The following is a 21491-nucleotide window of genomic DNA, read 5'->3' on the forward strand; positions in this document are numbered from 1 at the left end:
GCCATGCAGGAAAACGCCATGAATTGGCAGGAAGACGACATACCCATCGCCGGCCTGGGGAACCTCGGACACTAAGCCAAAGATCATTCTCGATCGATTCCAGCGTTATGTGACCACCTCTAGTCACCCAGCTTCGGAGCGCGCTTGTCCGCGCCATTTTGATGCAGGACCAGCGCATCAACACGGCCGTGCTCATCGCGCTCGAAATCGATTTTTGCATCGACTACCCGATAGAAAAATCTATCGCGTGCGCTGGCGTAGACCGGAAAGCTGGGCTGCCCGCCGAGCTTCACCATCAGCTGGCCGTTCTGCACGGTGACAACAAAAATGGCGTTGGGCGCCAATTGGTATCGTCCTGCGTAGTTGCCAAGCGTTGCCGGATCGATGGCCACTTCCTTGTTGCCGCGAAGGGCATCGGCCTCGGCGGTACTGAGTTTCGGCGCGACGTGATCGCCATGCTGATGCAGTACCAGGGTGTCCACCTTGCCTTGCGCGTCGTGTTTGAAGCTGATGCGGATGTCGCTGACGCTGGCAAAGAATTCGTCCTTGCCGCTTGCATACAACGGGAAGGCACCTTGTCCTGTCGCTTGCGCCACCAGCTGATTGTCTGCGCGAAATACGTTAAGCAGCATGGCGGGGGAAAGTCGATACGTGCCTTGATACTCATCAAGTACCTGTGTCGATAACGAGACATTCTTGTGCGCGGGTGCAAGTGGCCAAGCGGCGCGCAGGGTTGCGAAACCCAAGTCATCAACATCCGTTGCCGTATTGGTAAGTATGACGACGCCGTGCCGGCGGTCGGCCGTGAATCCGATGAAGCTTGCGTAGCCTCCCGTCATGCCGTTGTGCCAGATGACGTCGCCATCCGGTCCATGCTGGGTCATCCAGATCAAACCGATCCTGTTTTCCGGGCCGGGACCGGAGGTTCGCGGGGTTTGTGCCAATTGCATCGCGGTGTACAAGGGCGATGGCGTCAATCCCATATTCGCCTTCAAATAGCGCAACATGTCGTTGCCCGTACTGCGAATGCCGCCTGCACCCACGAACAGATTCACATTCCAGTTGCCGACGGGTTTACCCGTTGCGTCGTGTCCTTGCGCAAGGCGGCTTCGCATGGCGGCATCGATCGTGGTGGCGGTACTGTCCATGCCAAGAGGCATGAATATCCATGCTTGCACGAGCTTGTCGTAACTGCTCCCTGCGTGGCGACCCAATGCGTAGCCAAGCAGCGCCGCGCCAAGATTGGAGTATTCGTAGTTCTCTCCTGGGTCGCGCGGTAGCGAATACGTCGCGAGAAAGGCTTTAAGCAGATCGAGGCTGTAGTCGGCATAGGGATCGTCCATGTGGGCCGGATGGAAATTCGTGGGCAGGCGTGGAAGCCCGGAATCCTGCATTCCCAATTCGCCTAGCGTGATCGGCTTTCCGTTGCGCGAAGGTATCTTGAAATCCGGCAACAAACTTGCCACCGGTTGATCCAGACGCAGCTCGTTTTTTGTCACGGCTTCGGCGAGCAGGGTTGCGGTAAATGTCTTCGTGATCGAGCCGATCTCAAAGACCGTATCGGCCGTCGGTGCCTTGCCGTCGGTAAGCTTGCCGTACGTGTAGATTTGGCTGTGGTCGCCATCGACCACGCCAATCACCAGGGCTGGATATTCACCGTCATTGACGCGCTGCTGCGCGGCTGCGTCAACGCGTGGAGGAAGCGCTGGAGATGCTGCGCTGGTGGAACCGGCTACAGCAAGCAAAGCAATCGCGATCAACTTACGGTTCATGATGGTTTCCCTTTGAAGAATGAGCGGCCTCTTGGGCGGCTTCCAAGGTGGCGAGTTCAGAGCACGTTGCGTCGATTTCAGCCACGCGGCGGCGGAAGTTATGCTTGGCCGCGCGCTTGTTCAGGCGTTCGATAAGGACGCAAAGCACCAGCACGACAGCGAGATAGATGACCACGCCACGCGTCAAACCGTGGTTGCCTACGGTCACACCAGCGATGCCCAGCATGCAGGGTGCGATGTACCACCACACCACCTGCTCGAGCATGCGCGCCTGCGCCAACATGGCTTGCTTCTCGCGTTCCAGATATCGCTGCGGAGGCAAGCCAGGATCGTTGCGAGGCAGCAAGCGCCGCGCACGCCACAATCGCCATGGCACATAGAACAGCCACACAAGCAGGAGCGCGGCGGACGCTTCGGTCAACCATATGTGCGCATGCATGGCGTCGTGTAGCCAGCCGAACACCGTCGGCACCAGCGCAAGCGCAACGACGGTTTCCGTACCATCGCGCCACAAGATTCGTCGCCGCAATCGTTGTGCGCGTCGAAGCGTGTCCTGGACTGCGGAGGCGGGTAGCGGCGTCACCGCCGTACGCTGCCACTGATCTTGAAGATCTTTCCAGCTCATGGGTCAGGGCTCCAGGTAGCGCTGGCTGAATTGCTGTTTCAGGCGGGTCATGCGCACGGCGACCGCGCCGCTGCTGAGACCCAGCACGTCGGCGATCTGTTCGCGCGTCATGTCTTCCAGGTCCATCAGCAACAGTGCGCGATCGATGCTGCCCAGCGATGCGAGAAATTCGCGCAGCACATCCAACGAATCATGCGTTGCACCGCTATCCCCGAGGTTGTCGGGCACCTCGCCGCCCGGCGGCATGCGTCGCTTGCGGCGATGGCTGATGGCGGTGTTCAAAGCCACCCGGTATACCCAGGTGGATAACTGGGCACGGCCATCGAAACTGTCCAGGCTCAGCCACAGCTGTACGTGGATGTCTTGCAGCAAGTCCTGCCAGTCGGCCGGATCGGCATATTGGCGGGCCAGCCGTTCAAGACGTCCTTGATTGTCGTCCAGCAGGCGCTGGAAGCGTACGTCGCTCGTGGGCATGGTCCAGAATCCGTGGGCTTGCTATCAGGTGAGTCGCAATCGGACGGTCTTTTTTACAAGCGCTGGGGTTATGGTCCGCCCTTTGGCATATTCCTCCGTGCAAACTCATGTGGGATTCAGGGAGATAACGTGAGTGAGACGGCCAAGGATCTGGCGAATTTGTGCCACGCCTTCTATTTGCGCTCAATTTATGTCTTCTTCGGGTCGAAAGCAGACGCACCAAAGCCCGCAGTCGTTCTTTGCATGGTACCTAACGCTTGCGCTCACGCACGAGTTTGGTGAGGCAAAGCAGCGCCGAATTTGTTGCTGTGGAACCCTCTGTTATTTGCCCAGCTCGCCAGATACATATTCGGCCAGTTCTCTGGTGTTTCTTACAAACTCCGCTTCCAAATCAATGCTGCACTTATTTGCAATAACAATGATCGACCACAAACAGTCCGACAATTCGTGACCAAGCTTAGCTTTGCAGTCATCGATATCTCGGATACCTGCGTTTGCCTGGACCAGTTTTGCCAGATCGCCTACGTCCCCTACGAAACCAAGCGCAAGTTCTGCTGTGGTCCAGATGCGCCCCCACCTCTTGATCTCAAGCTGTTCGTAGAGCTCGTTTAGCTGTAGTGCTGACTTTTCAAGATCACCGAATTTCATGTTGATTGCACCTAACACTGGTTATACGGCGCGGCGACTACGGCTCCGCCCTGAGTTGAAAGCGGACTTTATCGCCAAACCACCTGGACAGCTCAGGATCGCCGGCTTTCATAAATCCTCTAAAGAAGCGACAGATACCGAAGCATCCCAATGGCAAAGTTGGACGTAATCGTCCCACCCATGATTGCTAGAACACACCGCCATAGCCGAAAGAGCTAAGTGCGAACGGAATTTCGGGTCTTCAAATATCGATTCCCACATGACTAGCCACAGTTCACGGGCGTTGTTTGTTCCAAACGTGAAGTTGTAATAGGCCCCATTGTCGTACCCACTATCAAATGAGTGTCCGTCCACGAGATCAGCGCGCATCGCCAACTGACGAAACGCCGCGCTCAGGCCAGCTAAGTCCATGCCGGGCGATCGTTCTGTCAGAACTTGAACGGATAGCGATCTCATTGCTGCACGCTCTCATTGCAGGCAAAGAATTGTCTGGCAAGGTCCACCTTGGGTCGAAAGCGGACCGATTTACGAAACCCAATCTGGAAAGTCAACCAGCACCTTCCATTTACCCTTGACGCGGCGCAGGTACACGTAAGAACCTCCTCCGCATAGGGAACCGCAGTAATGGGCCATGTAGACAATTGCGATTTCGCCATCCGGTGAATATCCCGGAAGGCTCACCGATGTCCAACCGGTAGCCCCAGGAAATGATTTGTAGAATTTCTTCCAAGCATCGTCCAGCGATACTTTGTTTGCTAAATTTGACTGCTGATCGAAGAACCGTTGGATTTCCTGCTCACGAATCAGTCTAGCCCTCTGGCACTCAAGAACTTCTGGAAGCAACGCAGCGGAGCCGTTTCTGCGTTCGAGATCGGAAAAAGCACCGGATTCATCAGCATCCCCCATGTCGTCAGCCGGTCGGGGAGCAGCAGTTGTAGACGACAGTACGACGTAACCATTCTTCGCTTGGCACAGCGAAATTAGGGCGACCTGTAACACCGCTGTGTCTTCTTGATGAGCCGTATGAACAGGTGCGCCAGCCAGTGATGACAGGCATGGCAATATTGTGAAGGTAAAGACCGCGACGTTGCGTTTAAGCATTCCTTCCCTCCAAGAATCTCGCTTAAATTGGATTGCTTGCCGGTGCTTTTGGCATCTCCGCTTTAGGTCGTAAGCGGACATATTCAATTCATCAATAACAAGGCAAGCCCACTCCGTCATCTAATTTTCGGCCAAAGGCACCCTCGCACTCATCGCTTCAAACCAACGGTCACTTGGGTAAGTGAAAAGCAAATAAGCACCGTAGAAAGTAATGAAAAGTGCGACCCAATCGATCACGACAAATAGCGGCGACGTCTGCCACCACGTTTCTGAAATATTGAACATAACGCCTATGCTGAGCGTTTTGATAGTGAGATAAGTAGCGCGCGCCCAGCTTCTACCGCGCGCAATGCGATGCAAGAAAAACCACGATAGAAGGATCGATATCGTTACCTCGATCACAACCCATGTCAGCCCTGTCTGTATGCGAAAGATCAACGTATTTACCAAGGCATCGACTTCGTTGATGCCAACGGCGATCCAAAGCGCAGTGATGCCCTGGCGCACTTCAATTGGCTTTTCGGGCTTGCCACCGTTCATGACCATGCTCCGCGCAAACCGCCGGCGTGACACCTTATCGACGAAACCTCGTCTTTGACAACACCATTACACCTATCCATAGATGCCCCCCATTTAGACATCACGACAATCGACTCATGGTTCAGAGTGCGGTACTGGAAAGCTCACTCTGCTCGGAAGCCGACATTACTAAGGGTTCAACGACAATAGTCCGCTGATCGCAAGCAAGCGGGCCAGAACGTAGTGACCGAAGGCAGCGAATTCATCCTCGGACAGCTCGAGGGCGGAGAGCTCGGATGGTTCATAATCCTTGAAGGTCACAAAGACGTCATGCTGCCATAGCCCAGGATTATCAGGTGCTTGATTCGCAACGTCATCAAGCACAACCCTTAGCTTCCCATTTGGTAGCTTCAAAACGCTGCAAGCGACAGCTCGCGCGCCTCTTTCGTTGTTGCTGCTGTCCATAAAGTCTCCCGTAAACCCGGCCGCCGCCCTCAAGCCCGATATTGACAAAGGTTCATCATGGGTCGAAGGTGGATACTTATTAACTAGTCACCGAAGAACGCATCCATCGCCAAGTCGCTCCAACCATGCTCATGCTTTGACCAATTCTTGGATGGACTGACTGGCAGGAACGCACTCCGGCAATATCCCTGTCGCTTCTCGAAATCGAATAAGGCATGCGGAAAGTCATTTATTAGAAGAACGACCTTGCGGCCGTCTTCTGACCAACCGATCTTTACGGTAGAAGCGAGCGCACCGTCCTTGATTTGGGAAACGTTGTAGACGTGCAAGACGTCCTGAATAGGGTTGCCAGCGGCAGACATGTCCAGTGCATAGAAGTAGCCGGTTTGGCCGTCATCTTCGAAAACAGCTGCAAAACGACCTTTTGGCGAACTTCCTTCAACGATAACGGGAGTACCAACCATCACCTCGTTTGCTGCAACCACTTCTATTGTCATATGACCTCTAAGTCCTTGGCCAAATTGTCCGCCTCGGATCGGAAGCGGACGCTACTCAGGGTGATACAGGAAACGGGAGTACCGTTGTGCGTAGAACTCATCAAGCGAACAACTACCCTCGAAAAGCTCTGACCACACCTCGTATGCGTCTACAAGAGGTTTCCCGTCCTGCTCATAACCGACTTGCTCAGGATATGCGATCCAAGCAGTGCCTCCTGAATAGGCTTTTGCTTCGGTACTCGCTTTCGCATGGGCTTCATCCGAAGAAGTAGCCTCGAAGACAACGATTCTCTCTTCGAAGATCGAAGTTCCATCACTTTTTTCGCCCCATTGGTAGATGGTGCGGATGCCATACCAAGCCATGTGCTTATCTCGAAATGTGTTTTAGCCAATCATCGCACCGCGTACTTAGAAGTGCCTGCTCTGGATCGGAAGCGGTCGGTACCGCACATCCCACTAGGCTACGGCTGCTGTCTAACCCCCAGCTCAATCAGCCTCGCGCGACAGGCGGCTGCAAGACCTTCATGATCGATTAGAAGGTCATATTCGCGCCCATTAACCAGCTTATAGCCAATGACCTGACCATCCATGAAGTAGTCGTCAACAGTCAGCCCGTCGCGAAACAACCATGCATCAATCTCTTGCTTAGTCTTCGGGACGTCCATTTCTTCCTCATGTGAGGGCCGCTTCGGGTTTCGGACCTATGATCCATCTTGAAAACTAATGCTTCTGGTCCGGCGGATGGAGACCAGACCAGATCTGGCTAACGTCTTCACTTCTCTCTGATGGATAGCCCGTGCGTGGCACATTTCCGCGCTGAGTCAGCATAAATAAACCCAAAAGCACGCCACCCACAATCGGGATGGCCCAAATGACCAGAATTTGCAGGATCTTTTGGCGGCCGCTTAAAGCCGAGCTGCTCGCAACAGCTACAGACACGACGAGATTCAGGATTGCCACAATGATCGAGGCATCTTTAATGACATCATGGACACTCATCGAACACCTCAGGGCTGGCTTTAACGAACCGTCCGCCTTAGATCGGAAGCGGACATGACAAACATTCCCATACCACCTAAAAGAGCCTTCCTGTATTTGGATCGGAGGCCAATTTTCTGCCATCTTCACGTTCGACTATCAAATTCCCCTTCCGAACAACGCTCTCAATCTATCAAGCGCTGGAAACCCCAGTTCTTGCGCGAAACCAAAGGCCTGTTCCGCTTCACTCGCACCACCGCCATACTCCCAAACATGCAGGTAAAACATGTGCATCAGCGCGTGGTAGACGCTTGGCCCGTGAACTTCAACATCCCGTGGTAAATCTCGATAGAAACTAACAAATTCGGGGCTATCGGATGCGATGTCCGCTCCATAGATTGCTCCGGAGTGTTCTCACATAGGCAGTATCACCCTGGGCTGCAACTCTTCCCAATGACCCGGATTTAGCGGAGATCCCTGTGTATAGAATGATGTCGGCTCTTTAAAGAGATAGCGCAATGTTTCGGGAGCGTTGAGTGTTTTCACAAAGCATAGGATGCGATTACTTAAATGCAATCACTCAAACTCCTGCTGTCGATCTGCCTCAGCTACGTGCATAACGTCGCTCGCATTCGTGGATACTTTGAGTTCGGATGTCTGTTTCGGATCGGGGGCGGACATTGGGGTCGATGTGCGTCCGCTTTCAGACAGTTCGACCCAGAGCAGACATGTCGACAGGCAGAGAGCGTGCGCAGATCGTCCACAAAAAAAGCATGCTACCGCAAAGCAGCCCGGAGACTCGCTGCCAACTCAATTCGCTCTCCGGTGGTGTAGGGCACTTTCTGCCCCGCGTGCAATCCGTCATTTGAGTAGCGAGGAAATACATGAAGATGGTAGTGCCACACATCTTGATTACCGGCTGGACCGTTGTGTTGGCGAGTGGAGATTCCCTCACACCCAAAGGCATTCCGCATAGCGTGCGCTAGGCGACGTGTGGCGCGAAAGAAGTCGCTGCCAAGGTTGTCCGGGATATCCAGCACGTTCTCATAGTGGCGCCGAGGTATCACCAGGCAATTGCCCTTTATTTCAGCGTAGTGGTGAGTCGGAACCAAGGCGAACACGTTGGCATCTACCAAGACAATGGCTGATTCTGGAGCAGGCGATGGAAGCGTCTCCGCAATACCGCAGAACGGACACTCGTACCCGGGTGGAGCATTCTTCATAGGCCTATCCCCCTTGAAAACCCCGTTACATCATCCTGGCCATGTTCGCTTCGGGTCGGAAGCGGACCTCCGTCTAGGCATTTGTTTCGGCAAAACGAATCAGTAGAGCTTCGCACGAGCCTCTTGCAAGGTCAGCCGCTCTAGCTTCCAGCCTCGCAATCTCGGGTTCAAGGGCTTTGATTGCATGTTCCGCCCAAAGATGCCTCGTAGCCCAGGTGGGTAAGTGGTCAGTTTCAGAATTGATCCCGACAAATGCCCTGAAGTCATCGTCGAAATCGGCAACGCCTCCAACCCGGCTGCGTAGGTAGACGACCTGCGGCGCCGCCTCTAGGTACGAGCAATAGCCACTCAGCACTAATCGCAACAGATAAGCCAACTGTTGCCGAGCTTCTCTCTCCTCCTCGTTCAGTGGTGGCCTGTCCATGAAAATCCCTTTGATTCGTGAGCTTCGAGCTGCATCCGCTTCGAGTCGGAAGCGGGCTTGCCATACGCCCCTACAAACTTAACAGCACCAGCGAGAGTTATCGTGGTGCCGAGATGATGTCGATTACGGGTACCCTCGCGTAGAAGCCCATAGGCCCGTCATAAACTGCAATTTGCCGCACTTGCCGCTTATCCCTAAGATACTCTACAGCCTCAATGAGGAGAGGATCGCTCCGAAGCAGCTCTATTTCGTTGTCGGCAAACGCCTTGCCAAGCTTCACTGCCCGTGGCCTGCCTTCTACAATGATGCGCCAGAGCATTGCTTCGGCAGGCATCGAGTCATCGAGCCGGAAAACAAACGTTCGCGTACCGTCGACAAAGGTAATCGTTTCACCGACCCAACTAACGTCCATTCCTTTGTCATAGAGCGCTTTCAGCTCCAAATCTTCATGACGTTCGCAGTTGATCTTCATCATTGGTAGAACGTAGTTAACGATTTCGAAATAGAGCCTTTTACGGGTTGAAAAACGCACCTCTGGCTTGCAAGCGATTTATCACCTCCAGCCCCGCTTTCGAACCGGCGCTGCATAGCAGTCACCTCTCCGCCTTGGCCTGCAACTCCCTGACATAACCAAGCTCGTCGATCGACCTCTGATCTCCCGGACTGATGCTGAGGCAGGCGTTGTACTTCTGTACCGCCTCGTCGAGCTTATGAAGCTCGACCAGCACATAGCCTTGGCCACGCAGAGCATGGCAGCGGAGTGTGATCTTTTGCTCGGGCGGTGCAAATTCAGCGGCGCCATCTGCACTCTGAAACTTATCCAGCGCGCTTGACCAGTTCTTTTCGTCTTCGTAGACATTCCCAAGCTCGGAGAGAAACTGGGAATTGAAGGGCGAGAGCGCCAGCGCTTGCTTAAGGCTTGCCTCGGCATGAACCAGGTCGCCCATGGAGACATACGCGTAGCCACGAAGGTAATAAGCCATCGCCCAATTGGGCTTGCTCAACACCACCGAATCTTGATGGTTACTGGAAGCGATGCCCGAATAGAGGAAGGCCTCCGTCAGGGTTTCGGCGCAATAGACTTGCTTCTTGCTATGGGCGTAGGCCGTTTCGTAGGCGTGGATGACCTGCGCAAGCGGACCGTTGATGGCATCGGCATTCATGCCCGCCTTGATCTGGGCCATGGCTTGCTGCAGAAGCTGCTCCTGGACGGCATCGTCAACCGGCGAACTGGCCGATGTTTCAGGCGGTGGCGCAGCAGGTGCCGCCTGCGCACAACAAGCCGCGCCCCATCCCAACGCAAGCAAGATAAACCCCATCCGTAAGAACGCAGCCGCCATACTCCCCCCGGTCCCATGGCCTGATTTTCTCAAAAAAGCCTAGTCCGACTTCGGTTTGCGGCGCAAGTCTCGCCAACATCAGGCTAGGCATTAACTACCCCTATAGGTCCCTGAGGTCATCGACAAATCGGAGTGTCTGCTGCGGGTCGAAAGCGGACCTGACATGTTCCATGACATTGAGCGCAGGCCGATTAGCTAACGATGGCACCCAACGCCGATCCATTAATTCATCCCGCGTGATAGAGCATGGAGCTGTTCAAGATTAAGTTGAATAAGTGGAATGAATAGCCATAAAGCCACTAATGTAACGACAACAACGAGCGCTAGGAAAAGCGCTTCGGCCCTGGGATATTGTTCATCTTCCACATCATCCAAGATGTCTCCCAGTTTGACGTCCCCATAGTTTTTCATCGACTCGAAGAGGCCTCGCAGTTTTGGATCATTCAAGTCATTTTTGTTGATGGAAATCCGTATCTTTTCATTTTGACGTCCTTTTACCTGCCGGATGATCGAGAACCTAAAGCTCGGAACACCTCTGCTTTGCGCAATGACATCGATGGCATAGCCGAGAACGTCGTTTGCCGCGATAGTTGTTTTTGACACCGCGAGCGTGACGGTGATCGATCGATCATCGATCACTGTTTTTTGCCAGAACATGCTCAAAAACCAGAAACTGCAAAACACGCAGAAAGCGCAAAAAATGGCGATGTGGATGCCTGTGTGTTGTCCCGGATTTGGATGATGACGTGCCGAATAGACAAGGCTAAGTACATAACCCAGTTGCACTACGTTGATAGTGATGATTATCAAGATAGGGATGATTATCCGCGCAATAACAGAGTTTTTATACGTGTGCGGAAGAGGATAAAACTTTTCGAGATAATCAGCACAGCTATCTGCTGTGTAGAGGCTTTCCCTGGCCTTCATCTCACCTTGGACATTACCTGAGGGAAGGTCACCTCGCTGCGTCGCTTGCTGCGACGCGGATAAATGACATGAATCAGGCGAGGCATAAGAAGCAACCCTTTCGTACGAGGCCGACGAATCATGCGAAGTCTTCGCATACGCCCTTCCGCATGATGGACACTGCCAATCGGGTGCTTGATCAGATGGCCTTCTTTGATAACCACAAGCTTGACATATGGTTTCCATGCCCACCCCTATCTAGGTCGATCGAATGCCGTTATCGAAATCAGTTGTTAGTAAACAGTCCGCTTTGTGTTGCGGGCCTCAGCTTCATTTGAAGGAGCGCCGTCACTATTAGTACGGCGCCTCAAGCTTTTCGAATTGCATGGGTGAAAAGTCATGCAGCAACTTCTCACTGAGCAGACCCTTGACGTCAAGCCACCCGGAGTGCAGGCAACCGTTGGCGGCCCATATCAATCGAGTGCCATCAAGTTCTGCCCATTCCCAATCGATTTTTGAGACCACCTCTTCAGTGCGAGAGTTGAATAGTTCGTGCGTATCGAAATAGACGCCGCGACCGACAGAATGACCGAGGCTAGTGTGAGCTCGCTTACGAAGAATCCAGTGGTTGTTCACACGCTTTTCAAAGACGCTCACTTGGTCGCCGTCCCCATTCGGTGCCGAGTGCTTCAGTAGCCAACCATCGCGTTGCAGACGGATGTAGTACACACCAGGGCATTCCCCACCGTATTGCTCGTGCCAGGGGTATTCAACGACTCTTCGTAAACGTCGATCTTCCTCTTGTAATTCGTGCCCATACCCATCATTCAACCAGTAGTCGGTTGATGTCTGAAAGAGTCCACCACCGTGCCAACAATCGCCCTTTGCAAAGAGTGACACGGCCTTCAGGTACGGGGCCTTGGAAATAGCGGTCCATGAACCCTTGGCGCTGGATTTCCAACGTCCGTTCATCGCAAAGTAGATCAAGTGCTTGCCGTCGGGAGATAAATCGCAGCGACGCTCGTAGATGCGACCGTACAACCATTGCCCAATCTTGAATGTGTCCGTCTTTCTATCCCATCCGATGAGTGCGGTGTGGCGCGTCGGGCCGCGACGAACCACTACCGCGGCAGCAGCATCGCGAGCCAGCAATACATGAATTCGAGGGGGAATCGGTCGTTTCATCTAAAACGCCTGATGCTGGGAGGAGTCGTTGAGTGAATGTTACAGGCTGCTCAATGTCCGCTATAGGTTGCGAAAGCTGCCTCTCCGCTTCGATTTATCCAGATCAGCGGTGACGAGCTCTCTCCGATATCGCCCGTACGCGCTTAAGCATAGCTACTTTGCTGCTTGCCCATGCCCCACACCATGCCCCCATCAATCCGATCGAGCCCATAAGGGTGAAAAGTAAAGTTGGGGCGAACCAATGCCAGCCTTCCCTTTGGAAAAAGGCGAATTCAAATAACCTACTTCGATCTAGCAGCGCTAGCGTTGACACACTAAACGGTAAGCTGACCCCGAAAGTCACCACGAAAAAAAGAGTCTTAGCCTTTGCATCCGTCACCAGCCAGGCCTTGCATTGAGGACATTTGAAGTCCCTCCCGAATCGCGATGGCACGAAGTTCATCACTCTCGTCTCGAAAGCACGGCCGCATGCTGGACACATCCCACGGACATTCATCAATTCGAAAAATCCCTATGGCTTGGACTTATGCAATTTGTTGAGCAACGAACATGTCCGCTTCGGGTCGAAAGCGGACATGCGCCCTACCTCCGATAACACAGGTGAGTCGCCCTGGACTCAGTGTCCTGCGATGGTCTGATCAATCCACACCGCATAAAAACTCACCCGCGCCGCCGCAAAGCGCTGCCCGCATACTCCCATGCGAAATGAACCATCTTGCATCTGCCGCACGATATGCTCCACTTCACTGGCTGTCCCATCCAGGCCATGAGTGACGCCGGCCAGGTAGGTGCGACCAGCCACATCGACGGTGACTGGGCCGCCGCTATCGCCACCTGCTGTGGCGCCGCTGAGGGCCGGGGCGCCGACACTGCAGTCGAACACGTAACGCAGCCAAGGGCCATCGGATTGGGTCAGGCGATTCTCCGCGCGCCGTAATTGAGTGCGATGACTTTCACTGTCAGGAGCGCCAGTGAGTTCGGTGCCGGTGGCGCCTGCACCGTAAACCGTGCTCAGCATGCCGGGTTTGGCGTTGCCGCGATCGATCGGCATCGGCACCACATCGGTTACGGGCTCAGTGAGTTCCAGCAGGGCAATGTCGTGCATAACAGCCATCGCAGCCATGTACTGATGCATAAAGGCGTCGGGTTTGGTTGTTTTGACCTGCTTGAACATCTGCTGCCAGGCGTCTCGCGCAGCGGGGTAATCAGGGTAAACAACAATGCGACTCACCGCGCGTCGCTTTCCGTTGATGGTCACGAAATGCTCTTCAGGCATCATCTGCATCATATTCACTGCATGGGCCGCAGTGATCACCCAGCGTGGGGCGATCAGCGTGCCGTGACCTTCGTCGGGCAGATCGACCAGCGCGGGAATGGTTTGCGGGCTGACGCGGTAGCGTGCATCGGGCTGATCGTGGCGTATCACGATAGCGTTAGCGCTTGTACTGAGCAGTAGCAGTGGAAGAGTGAAACGTAGCATGGTCTTCATGTGGTTCCTTCCGTTGGCGTGGTTGATGAGTTTGGCGCTACTGGCAGTCATCCATTGATAGCTTGGTGAGGTACCGTGGATGACCTTCGAAGATCACATGCCCTACTTGCCCTATCCTCGATAATAGTCGCAAATCGCACTGCCCTAATGCCCGCTTTGGGTCGGAAGCGGACACGCCTTAACGATGCGTTCGCCAATCAGCGAGACGTTGATCTAGCCTCGGCTTCAGCTTTTCAAAATTTTCCCAAGTATCGGCGACGTAATACAGCCGATCAGAACCCCGAGGCAATCCATGCCCGAGAAGAGCCTCGTAATCTGCAAGGTACGATCCATTTGAAAAGTCGAAGTAGCTTGCCGTAAAGGCATTTCCCTCTTCGTTTAAATCTTCATCTGTGAACTTTCCATCGCAAGCCCAAAGGAAAAATTCACCTGGCGTAAGGGACCGACCAGCGAGTTTTTCTAGATTCTCGGGCATTTCGTCAGTGTGCAACTCACCGGCAAGTCCAGACTGCAGCGCCCAAGCTACAAACATTCCGGTATGAATAGCTCCAGCACTTGCTGGCAAATCCTTTGGGAAGTTTCCGCCTGAGTGCCAAGACGCATCGTCGTATTTCATCCGTGATTCCTTTCAGTTTTTGATTGACTAACTACAGTGTCCACTCTGGGTCGAAAGCGAACATTACCCGACTTCACGCTCGCTAGAGCACCTAACCAGGTTGGTCGATTTCAGCCACGGACCGATTTGCAAGCGTAACCCAGGCGGACAAGCAAGCAAGCTTCTGTTCTTTCCGCCAAGGCCTCCCTACGGGCGCACCCAACAGTTTCAGTCTGTTATCCAGTTCCGCCGAAGAAACGCCTAGCACCTTGGTGGCGAGTTCGGGTAGTGATTTCTCTTCCTGATCGACCATGTCGACGCCACATTGGCCAACCGCGAATCGCAGCGCTTCGCGTACGGCCATGGTTTCGGCAATCGGCACGTGTTCCGCCCAGGCGAGGCTGTATTCGAGGAGGTCGGTAATCCAACCGGCGCGGTTGACGAGCAACGCGACTACAGCCGGCCTGCATCCCGCTGCATCAAGTCGATGGATGATGGCTTGCAGGCTATTCGTCGCCAGCTGATTCTGACGCCTGCGCCCCTCCGCCACGATGGCAATGGCTTCAGGCGCAGCGCCTCCTGTAGGCTCGCGTTGCGTTTCAGCGGCCAGCCGATAGGGCTCAAAGGATAATCGGTCGCTCTGGGTAGACGTCTCTAGAACCGTAGAGAGGACGACGCAAGGCTCCCCCTTCGCAACGGTGACACCGACGGCGACGGCGCCACCTTTGAACGCGCGCAATCCGAGTCCGGCAATAAGCGGTGAGCGAATCTTGGGTTGAGGCATCGCTACCTCCTATGGCCCGGTCGAGAGGGAGGCCTGAAAAGCCCACAAAACTTAGGGCCTTCAAGGTCTGCTTCGAATCGAAAACCGTCATAGCCATGCCAAGTGGTTGAACGACATCAGTATTCAATAACTTTCCACTGGGCAATTTTTTGCATGTAGCGAGCCATGGCGTACTGGCCGAAAAAGAAAGCCACTATCGCGAATGGCCAAAGAACAGCGTTCTTATATTCGCGCACCGGGATGCCCAAGGCGAGTAACAGTTCGACATAGCCGACACAACTTACCAAGCAGCCCATCGATGACACGGCAATAAGCTTGATTCGCGATCGCAGGTCTATGGTAAGCCAAGCACCACAGTGCGCACACCGATACTGCTTAAATGTCCCTGGCCGGGGCAGATAATCTTTTGTCCTTGGATAAATCGTTTGACTGCAACATGGGCATGTCACAGCCAGGCCCTCCATGCCTGGCTTTTCCGAACCAGGCGATTGTGCACGAGCGTCGGATAGGCTCTTCTTTCTCGCCAAGCGGTAAGCCAATCTTTGTTGCTGTCGAGTCGATGGCATTGGCCCAGCCTAATCCCCCAAAGGATCGCTAATGTCTATTCAAGCGTCCGCTCCGCGTCGGAAGTGGACGCCTTGTTTGTGGATCAAGCCCTATGGATGGACATCGCGCCAAACTCCTGCGCGTTCAAATAATGCGGTATAGAGATTGACAAGCTTCGTTAGACCCCGTGACGCCGCATTCGAATCCGGTTGCCAGCGTGATAGGGCTTTGCATTCCCCCTTATCCACAACCTCAATGGTCAGAATATCCCCATCTGCGCCCATGACATTGTCCGTTGCTGGAAGCGTCCAAAAACCCGCTCCGTTCAACGCCGCCTTTATGCCGTCAATCTCTGATCTGGATGGTTTGTCAGTGTTCTGAAATCCAATATCCCCAGCGGAATACCCAAAGCGGCCAGTCAATACCACCACACGGCGAACTGTCATTGGACCATTTTCTTCGTAGCGTAGCGTAATCGGATGTCGAAACGTCGGCAGATAAGTGAACCTTACGGCGAAATAACTTGAACTTTTGCCGGCTGCTGTGAGGGTCGGCTCGTTAAAAGCCTGCAGACCAAAAGCAGCGTACGGGTTGGGGCAATCCTCAGTTTTGGGGGGTTGAGACGCGCATGCAACATGAACCCATATCACAAGGATTGCCCCTAGGACGGACCTCAAGCGTTTCATGAATTCAGCTCCCTTAGAAAACTTTCCAATGTCCGCTTCGGGTTGACGGCGGGCATTGGATTTCGTCGCCCGATTAGTGAAGCTGGCTTTTCCCCAATTTCCACGAGATTAGCCCGTCGCGTTAGATATCGCGCGAAGTTGCTCAAGCGAAAGTTGAATAAGCGGTATGAATTGCCAGAGGATGAGTGAAGTCACCAGAACGAGTCCTACAAGGACAACTTTTTCCAACCTTGGGTATTTGCCATTGCTCGCGTCATCCAGGACTTCACTCAGCGGGACATCCCCATAGTTTTTCATCGACATGAAGAGACTTCGCAGCTTTGCATCGTTCCAGTTGTTGGGGCCGAAGGTAATGGGCGTCTTTGTCTCCTGCCGTCCGTTCGCCTTGTGGACAATGGAAACTCGCACGCCTGAAGGCCCCTTGGCCTGTTGGATTGTATCGGCCGCGTACCCCAGAACATCGTTCGCTGGCATGCTTGTTTTCGATAACGACAGAGTGATCTCGATGGAATGGCGAGTGATGACTGTTTTTCTCCACAGGAAGCTCAAAAAATAAAGAGATACACAGATATCGATAACGCACAGCATGACTACGCTTAGGTCAACATGTGCGGCGGGACTTGGATGGTGTCTGTAGGAATAAATGGAATCAAGCACGGGCAACGTTATCGCCACATTCATAGCGGCGACAGCTAGAACAGCGATGAACCGTATAACGGTGGAGTGCTTGTAGGTATGCGGCAAGATATAGAACTTGGCCAGGTACTCGGCGCAACTACCTGCCACGTAGTGACTTTCCATGGGCTCCCCTGAATGCATTGGTTGTATTGCCACGAAATGGGGCGTGCAGGCAAAGGCCATTATTTTCTTGATATGTCTGCAGTCGAAAGCAGACATCCTGCATCGTCAGTGGTTAGGTGCGCTTGCCGAATCTTGTGCAGCAACCCTCTTGTAGTCACTGACCGTTTCAGTCTGATATGGGCCGCCATCGTAGGAGCTCTTGGCTTCTTCATGGATGGCGTTGTGATCGGCACTCATCGATGCATGAATAACCGTGCGCACCTTCTCGCCATTGGCCTCGCTGTCCAGCTCCGTCTCCCAGCTATTGCCAGCGATCGTGGTTGTAAATTCAATGCATCCTTGCGTGTTATCGCACCACACGCTCCTGTACGCCTTTGCGCTCGAATCCCACCAGGCAAAACTCTGGCCGATGATGTCTCCGCTCGAACCGTGCGACCAATAGTCTTGGACAATTGAGAATCCGCCCGGGCCTTTTTTCATGATCATAACGCCATGATCGAGGCCTCCTTTTGGCGAACTTTTCCCAGGCAATGTCCGAGTAATGACATTCCATTTGCCGATTCTCGGATACAGCGCCGCCATCTCCCACGGTGGTGTAGCGGCTGACGCGCCAACAGCGGAAACTTTTTCGTCAGCTGTGGCGGGACCTTTTGCCATCACTGCCGTGAAAGGCATAACGGACAACATGCAAAGAAGCGCCATCGATTTGTTCATATACCGCTCCAACCATTTCTTGCGGAGTGCTCAGGTTGCTAAGGCGAGTCCGTCTCGTTATTTAGCATAAATCGCATGTCCGTTTTAAGTCGGAAGCGGATATTGCCGGTTTTGCGCATCACTTTAGTAGCCAATCATCCGTATCTCTGTGCTTATCCAATCCCAGGGCGGCGAATTCATCCCTATGATTAAGTCGCTGAACGCCAATTTCGGCGAGTGCGCTGTTGATGGCCTCCGCATCTATGGTAATTGGGCCTTCTTTTTCAGCACCATTGAAAATCACGGAAGCTTGCGCGCCGTCGCCGCCAAAAAATTCAGCTTCGACATACGCCACTTGGCCCTTACCGCTTATCGCAGCACACAGGTCAATCAGCTCGACAGGTAAGCTCTCGGCGCCGTCGGTCAATGGGCAGAACGGGAGTCGGAACCTTTTCCGGGCGTCGGACGTGAGCGGCAGCATTCCATATCCTTGAGGCAACTCGACTAGATGCCATACCTCATTGCCGACATCTTGCAGAACGTCGTGGCGCCCGATAATCGCTTGAAGACAGTAAGCCAATTCACTCCCCCTTTCGCCGAGTCGTTCGATGGCCGCTTTGGATTGCGGACACTCAGCGCTTAAGCGGGATGAGGATAGCGATTATTAGGCGCCCTGTCAGGCGACGTTATCGATACAAGAAGCGGGCTCGGGTCGGAGACAAACATTTCGCATTTTATCGATCCGCTAGTCTTCGGAGTGATCGTAAACATCCAGGTCTAGCTCGATGCCACGTTCGCCTAACGCAAGTAACTGCGCAGGTGAGATGGATAACCCATTGTTGCCGGAACTCATGAACAAACCCACGAACAGGTCAATTCGACACGTTTCTCTGATCTTGGCCCATGCGGACATATCGCTGGTCAGCCTTCCAAGAAGTTCATCGATCTGACCGGGCAAGTCTTCCGGTGCTTGCTCTGTAGCCCGAAGGCGCCAGAGACCTGTACGGGCAACACGCACGGTTCCCGTCTTTGGGCCAGCGATGCGTTCACCCTTGCGCTCGGAAGCCGTCGGCGCACATCCCAACAGCCTTGTCACCTCCTCAGGAAGGAGAGAATCGCCGAAGATGCGGAGCGCTGCTTGCGAACTTTCAAACCTCGCCACGCTTTTACCTCCTTATCATTTGAGCCGACGAGCCGATATGGGCATGTATAACGTCCGCTACGGGTCGGAAGCGGATATCCGCAAGCCTGACATATGGTAACCATGCCCACTCCCTGTATGGGTTGATACTTTTGAGTGAATAATCTCGAAAAGGCATCGGGTTGACTTATGAAGAAAACGTAACCCCATACCGCTTCTAGACTGCCCCTTACTCTAAGCTCCGCTACCGCTCGGAAGCAGACCTTAGCCCACGGGTGTCAGATCATCAGGAAACTTGGATGCCCATTCCCACTCGGTATCGTTCAAATCCCGGCCGCTTCGTCGCCACGCTCTGTTCAGATGAGCGAACACGTGTCCTAGGTCTATACGAAGCTCGGGGTCTCCGTAGTCTGGATTCTCTTTGAGGTCCTTGATCAAGTTTTCGAGATGCTCTCGAGCATCCTCGAGTTCATACATAAACGCGGCCCACTCGACTGACTGAAGCTTCTTATTGATCATCAGACACCAAATCCAACTTGTCGCCTCGTGCTTTTATGCCCGCTTCGGGTCGAAAGCGGACCTCAGCAATCACCAAAATTCTCTCGGAGCCAACTCCGCCTAGCCTCGATATTCTGGCTAAGTTGAGGTAAGCGAGCTGCCAAGCGGTCGAGCGCTGCGCTCATTTGCTCCGGCGACCAAAACAATAAACCCTCGTCGAAAGCAAGTGCGATAGCGGCACGTTCCGCGTCGCCATGCTCGATCCACTCTGCCAGTTCTCTTCGAATGGAGGCGCCATTATCGGTACCTTGCCACACGAGTCGGCCCAACTGGTCGGCCAAAGAATCTGGCGTCGCTGTCGGGCTCCTGCTTTGGAAAAGCATTTCCGCAACGTCAGTCATTCTGCTCCCCTGGTTACGCTGCCTCCGCTACGGGTCGGAAGCGGATACCCCAATCAGATATTTATACGTGTCCTAAGGAAAGCCAAGTACTTGGGATCATCTTCCATGAAGATGTCTAGCCCAGCACCCATGTATGCCCTGGTCAGCTCATCTGCTGATTTATCTAGATTCCCAACCTCGTAATAACTCTGGCCTAGGCGGAGATGGATGAATGGATTGCCCAGACCATTGGCACATTGCACCGCATTGGAAAAGCATTTGAAGCACTTTTCATAGTCGGCAGTGCGAAAGTGCGCATCCCCAATGGCGACATAAATCCAAGTTGCCGCTTCCCATTGCCTATGGTCACCGGGCAAGAGCCGCAATGCGGACTTGTATCTATCCTGTGCCAAGCCAAAGCTTCCCGCTGCGGCCAGGTCGTCACCCTCTTTGCACAGAGCTTCTATTTGAGCGTGAACTGATTCATCCAATTCCATTGTTCTCCCTCCTAGGCTGCCGATCATGTCTGCTCTGGGTTGCGGACATTGCCGGTTTTGCGCATCACTTTAGTAGCCAATCATCCGTATCTCTGTGCTTATCCAATCCCAGGGCGGCGAATTCATCCCTGTGATTAAGTCGCTGAACGCCAATTTCGGCGAGTGCGCTGTTGATGGCCTCCGCATCTATGGCGATGGGGCCTGCTTTTTCAGCACCTTGGCGGCGTTCATTGTAGAAGCTCAAGACAGCGGATGGGTTTCGCCTCCATCCCTCGGGCGACGCAACGTCCTCGATGGCGCACTCGTTCCAGAGACCGCCCATGTCACGAAAGGTCTTTAACCCACTCTTTGCGCTAACACCCGCGCCAGTGAAGACCACAACCTTCTCCGTCACACGAATATCCGAGATTCAATTATTAGGGCTAAGCGAGGCAAGGACGGCTAAGTGCCGGAAGCAGGCCTCGTTACTCGTATATTTTCCCATCCAAAGGAACAACGTTAGGTCTTTCCAGCTCGGACTTTCGGCAGCTGACTCGGGCCAGCTGGGGTGATCAACACCCGCCGCAGCCGCTTCTAGAAATGATGAGCACCCTTAGTCAACTTTTGATCGGCACAATGCAACTTTTTCTCTTGTCGAAAAAGTCGCATTCATGCATTTCTTTTTATTGAGTTGAGTGCCCGTGCCCTTCATGCAATAGATCCAATTTTTTAATGCCATCGACAGTTAGCAATACCGCGTCCGGAATGCGCGTTTTGGCCGTGAGTAAAAAAACCGGGGTTACCCTTGCATGCGCCTTACGCATTGTGATATCTAAATCGAGCAGTCAAGGGGACTGTATAAGGAGAAGCAAGCGTGAAGCTTAGTTATGCTCTTATCGCAGGATTAGTCGGTATCGCCACTCTCAGCGCGAGCGCAATAGCATTAGCTGCCCCAGCGGACCAGACGACTATAACGTATTATTCAACTGCTGCTAAAACTACAGCTGTAGGCAGTTACACGCGTTATTGCAACAACACCGTCTCTCAGTCGGGTACGCAAACTACATACTTCACTGAAACTAGCATTCCTTGCGCTGGTGGCGGTGGCGGTGGTGGTGGTGGTGGCAGCGGTGGTGGCGGCGGCGGCGGCTCGTGTATTTACAACCCCTATCCGGTATGCAGCTGATTTGCTTGCAAAATCCCCCCGAGTATTCGGGGGGATTTTAATAACGGGCTTAATCAGGA

General features: G+C 53.6%; 29 protein-coding genes. 1 reads left to right on the forward strand and 28 read right to left on the reverse strand.

Annotation, left to right across the window (positions count from 1 at the left end; all coding sequences use genetic code 11):
- Nucleotides 1-119: 119 nt before the first annotated feature.
- The 28 genes from IEX75_RS08970 to IEX75_RS09110 form a co-directional block, all read right to left on the reverse strand.
- Nucleotides 120-1772 (reverse strand): serine hydrolase, encoded by a 1653-nt coding sequence (locus IEX75_RS08970; RefSeq protein ID WP_188793868.1) that lies wholly within the window; start codon nucleotides 1770-1772, stop codon nucleotides 120-122.
- Complete coding sequence (locus tag IEX75_RS08975) at nucleotides 1762-2397, reverse strand: hypothetical protein (RefSeq protein ID WP_188793869.1); 636 nt, start codon at nucleotides 2395-2397, stop codon at nucleotides 1762-1764. Before IEX75_RS08975 ends, IEX75_RS08970 begins: the two co-directional genes overlap by 11 nt.
- A gap of 3 nt (nucleotides 2398-2400) precedes the next feature.
- Nucleotides 2401-2871, reverse strand: a complete 471-nt coding sequence (locus tag IEX75_RS08980) for an RNA polymerase sigma factor (protein WP_188793870.1) — start codon at nucleotides 2869-2871, stop codon at nucleotides 2401-2403.
- Nucleotides 2872-3192: 321 nt separating this feature from the next.
- Nucleotides 3193-3519 (reverse strand): nucleoside triphosphate pyrophosphohydrolase family protein, encoded by a 327-nt coding sequence (locus IEX75_RS08985; RefSeq protein ID WP_188793871.1) that lies wholly within the window; start codon nucleotides 3517-3519, stop codon nucleotides 3193-3195.
- Nucleotides 3520-3627: 108 nt separating this feature from the next.
- Nucleotides 3628-3930, reverse strand: a complete 303-nt coding sequence (locus tag IEX75_RS08990) for a hypothetical protein (RefSeq protein ID WP_188793872.1) — start codon at nucleotides 3928-3930, stop codon at nucleotides 3628-3630.
- 114 nt (nucleotides 3931-4044) lie between these two features.
- The gene (locus tag IEX75_RS08995) at nucleotides 4045-4620 is read right to left on the reverse strand and encodes a hypothetical protein (protein ID WP_188793873.1); all 576 of its coding nucleotides are present in this window, start codon (nucleotides 4618-4620) and stop codon (nucleotides 4045-4047) included.
- Between the two features lie 120 nt (nucleotides 4621-4740).
- Nucleotides 4741-5160 (reverse strand): hypothetical protein, encoded by a 420-nt coding sequence (locus tag IEX75_RS09000; RefSeq protein WP_188793874.1) that lies wholly within the window; start codon nucleotides 5158-5160, stop codon nucleotides 4741-4743.
- A gap of 168 nt (nucleotides 5161-5328) precedes the next feature.
- The gene (locus IEX75_RS09005; RefSeq protein WP_188793875.1) at nucleotides 5329-5604 is read right to left on the reverse strand and encodes a hypothetical protein; all 276 of its coding nucleotides are present in this window, start codon (nucleotides 5602-5604) and stop codon (nucleotides 5329-5331) included.
- Nucleotides 5605-5687: 83 nt separating this feature from the next.
- Nucleotides 5688-6101 carry a DUF2251 domain-containing protein gene (locus IEX75_RS09010; protein ID WP_188793876.1) on the reverse strand — a complete coding sequence of 138 codons (414 nt, stop codon included), beginning with the start codon at nucleotides 6099-6101 and terminating at the stop codon, nucleotides 5688-5690.
- 51 nt (nucleotides 6102-6152) lie between these two features.
- Nucleotides 6153-6464: a DUF4288 domain-containing protein gene (locus IEX75_RS09015; RefSeq protein ID WP_188793877.1), complete on the reverse strand. Its 312-nt coding sequence runs from the start codon at nucleotides 6462-6464 to the stop codon at nucleotides 6153-6155.
- A 98-nt stretch (nucleotides 6465-6562) separates the two neighbouring features.
- Nucleotides 6563-6766 carry a hypothetical protein gene (locus IEX75_RS09020; protein WP_188793878.1) on the reverse strand — a complete coding sequence of 68 codons (204 nt, stop codon included), beginning with the start codon at nucleotides 6764-6766 and terminating at the stop codon, nucleotides 6563-6565.
- Between the two features lie 55 nt (nucleotides 6767-6821).
- Nucleotides 6822-7100 (reverse strand): hypothetical protein, encoded by a 279-nt coding sequence (locus tag IEX75_RS09025; protein WP_188793879.1) that lies wholly within the window; start codon nucleotides 7098-7100, stop codon nucleotides 6822-6824.
- A 755-nt stretch (nucleotides 7101-7855) separates the two neighbouring features.
- Nucleotides 7856-8302 carry an HIT family protein gene (locus tag IEX75_RS09030; protein WP_188793880.1) on the reverse strand — a complete coding sequence of 149 codons (447 nt, stop codon included), beginning with the start codon at nucleotides 8300-8302 and terminating at the stop codon, nucleotides 7856-7858.
- A gap of 521 nt (nucleotides 8303-8823) precedes the next feature.
- Entirely contained in the window at nucleotides 8824-9201 is a 378-nt protein-coding gene (locus IEX75_RS09040; protein WP_188793882.1) for a hypothetical protein, read from the reverse strand.
- Between the two features lie 118 nt (nucleotides 9202-9319).
- Nucleotides 9320-10066: a tetratricopeptide repeat protein gene (locus IEX75_RS09045; RefSeq protein ID WP_188793883.1), complete on the reverse strand. Its 747-nt coding sequence runs from the start codon at nucleotides 10064-10066 to the stop codon at nucleotides 9320-9322.
- A 222-nt stretch (nucleotides 10067-10288) separates the two neighbouring features.
- Nucleotides 10289-11218 carry a hypothetical protein gene (locus IEX75_RS09050; protein WP_188793884.1) on the reverse strand — a complete coding sequence of 310 codons (930 nt, stop codon included), beginning with the start codon at nucleotides 11216-11218 and terminating at the stop codon, nucleotides 10289-10291.
- A gap of 108 nt (nucleotides 11219-11326) precedes the next feature.
- The gene (locus tag IEX75_RS09055; protein ID WP_188793885.1) at nucleotides 11327-12157 is read right to left on the reverse strand and encodes a hypothetical protein; all 831 of its coding nucleotides are present in this window, start codon (nucleotides 12155-12157) and stop codon (nucleotides 11327-11329) included.
- Nucleotides 12158-12773: 616 nt separating this feature from the next.
- The gene (locus tag IEX75_RS09060; protein WP_188793886.1) at nucleotides 12774-13646 is read right to left on the reverse strand and encodes a S1 family peptidase; all 873 of its coding nucleotides are present in this window, start codon (nucleotides 13644-13646) and stop codon (nucleotides 12774-12776) included.
- A gap of 178 nt (nucleotides 13647-13824) precedes the next feature.
- Nucleotides 13825-14262, reverse strand: coding sequence for a DUF7832 domain-containing protein (locus IEX75_RS09065; RefSeq protein WP_188793887.1), 438 nt, complete (start codon nucleotides 14260-14262; stop codon nucleotides 13825-13827).
- Between the two features lie 91 nt (nucleotides 14263-14353).
- Complete coding sequence (locus tag IEX75_RS09070; RefSeq protein WP_188793888.1) at nucleotides 14354-15025, reverse strand: hypothetical protein; 672 nt, start codon at nucleotides 15023-15025, stop codon at nucleotides 14354-14356.
- A gap of 656 nt (nucleotides 15026-15681) precedes the next feature.
- Complete coding sequence (locus tag IEX75_RS09075; protein ID WP_188793889.1) at nucleotides 15682-16257, reverse strand: hypothetical protein; 576 nt, start codon at nucleotides 16255-16257, stop codon at nucleotides 15682-15684.
- Nucleotides 16258-16365: 108 nt separating this feature from the next.
- The gene (locus IEX75_RS09080; protein ID WP_188793890.1) at nucleotides 16366-17058 is read right to left on the reverse strand and encodes a hypothetical protein; all 693 of its coding nucleotides are present in this window, start codon (nucleotides 17056-17058) and stop codon (nucleotides 16366-16368) included.
- A gap of 105 nt (nucleotides 17059-17163) precedes the next feature.
- Nucleotides 17164-17772, reverse strand: coding sequence for a hypothetical protein (locus IEX75_RS09085; protein WP_188793891.1), 609 nt, complete (start codon nucleotides 17770-17772; stop codon nucleotides 17164-17166).
- A 118-nt stretch (nucleotides 17773-17890) separates the two neighbouring features.
- A complete protein-coding gene (locus tag IEX75_RS09090) occupies nucleotides 17891-18232 on the reverse strand; it encodes a hypothetical protein (protein ID WP_188793892.1) in 342 nt (113 codons plus the stop codon).
- 264 nt (nucleotides 18233-18496) lie between these two features.
- A complete protein-coding gene (locus tag IEX75_RS09095) occupies nucleotides 18497-18913 on the reverse strand; it encodes a DUF4279 domain-containing protein (protein WP_188793893.1) in 417 nt (138 codons plus the stop codon).
- A gap of 560 nt (nucleotides 18914-19473) precedes the next feature.
- Nucleotides 19474-19791 carry a hypothetical protein gene (locus tag IEX75_RS09100; protein WP_188793894.1) on the reverse strand — a complete coding sequence of 106 codons (318 nt, stop codon included), beginning with the start codon at nucleotides 19789-19791 and terminating at the stop codon, nucleotides 19474-19476.
- A 53-nt stretch (nucleotides 19792-19844) separates the two neighbouring features.
- Nucleotides 19845-20267 (reverse strand): tetratricopeptide repeat protein, encoded by a 423-nt coding sequence (locus tag IEX75_RS09105; protein WP_188793895.1) that lies wholly within the window; start codon nucleotides 20265-20267, stop codon nucleotides 19845-19847.
- A gap of 64 nt (nucleotides 20268-20331) precedes the next feature.
- Complete coding sequence (locus IEX75_RS09110) at nucleotides 20332-20661, reverse strand: Sir2 family NAD-dependent protein deacetylase (RefSeq protein WP_188793896.1); 330 nt, start codon at nucleotides 20659-20661, stop codon at nucleotides 20332-20334.
- 459 nt (nucleotides 20662-21120) lie between these two features.
- Between IEX75_RS09110 and IEX75_RS24440 the strand changes: the two genes are divergently transcribed.
- On the forward strand, nucleotides 21121-21432 hold the full coding sequence (locus tag IEX75_RS24440) for a DUF6289 family protein (RefSeq protein ID WP_423373099.1): 312 nt from the start codon (nucleotides 21121-21123) through the stop codon (nucleotides 21430-21432).
- The last annotated feature ends 59 nt before the right edge of the window (nucleotides 21433-21491 follow it).

Source organism: Dyella nitratireducens (genome assembly GCF_014642835.1).
GTDB lineage: Bacteria > Pseudomonadota > Gammaproteobacteria > Xanthomonadales > Rhodanobacteraceae > Dyella_B > Dyella_B nitratireducens.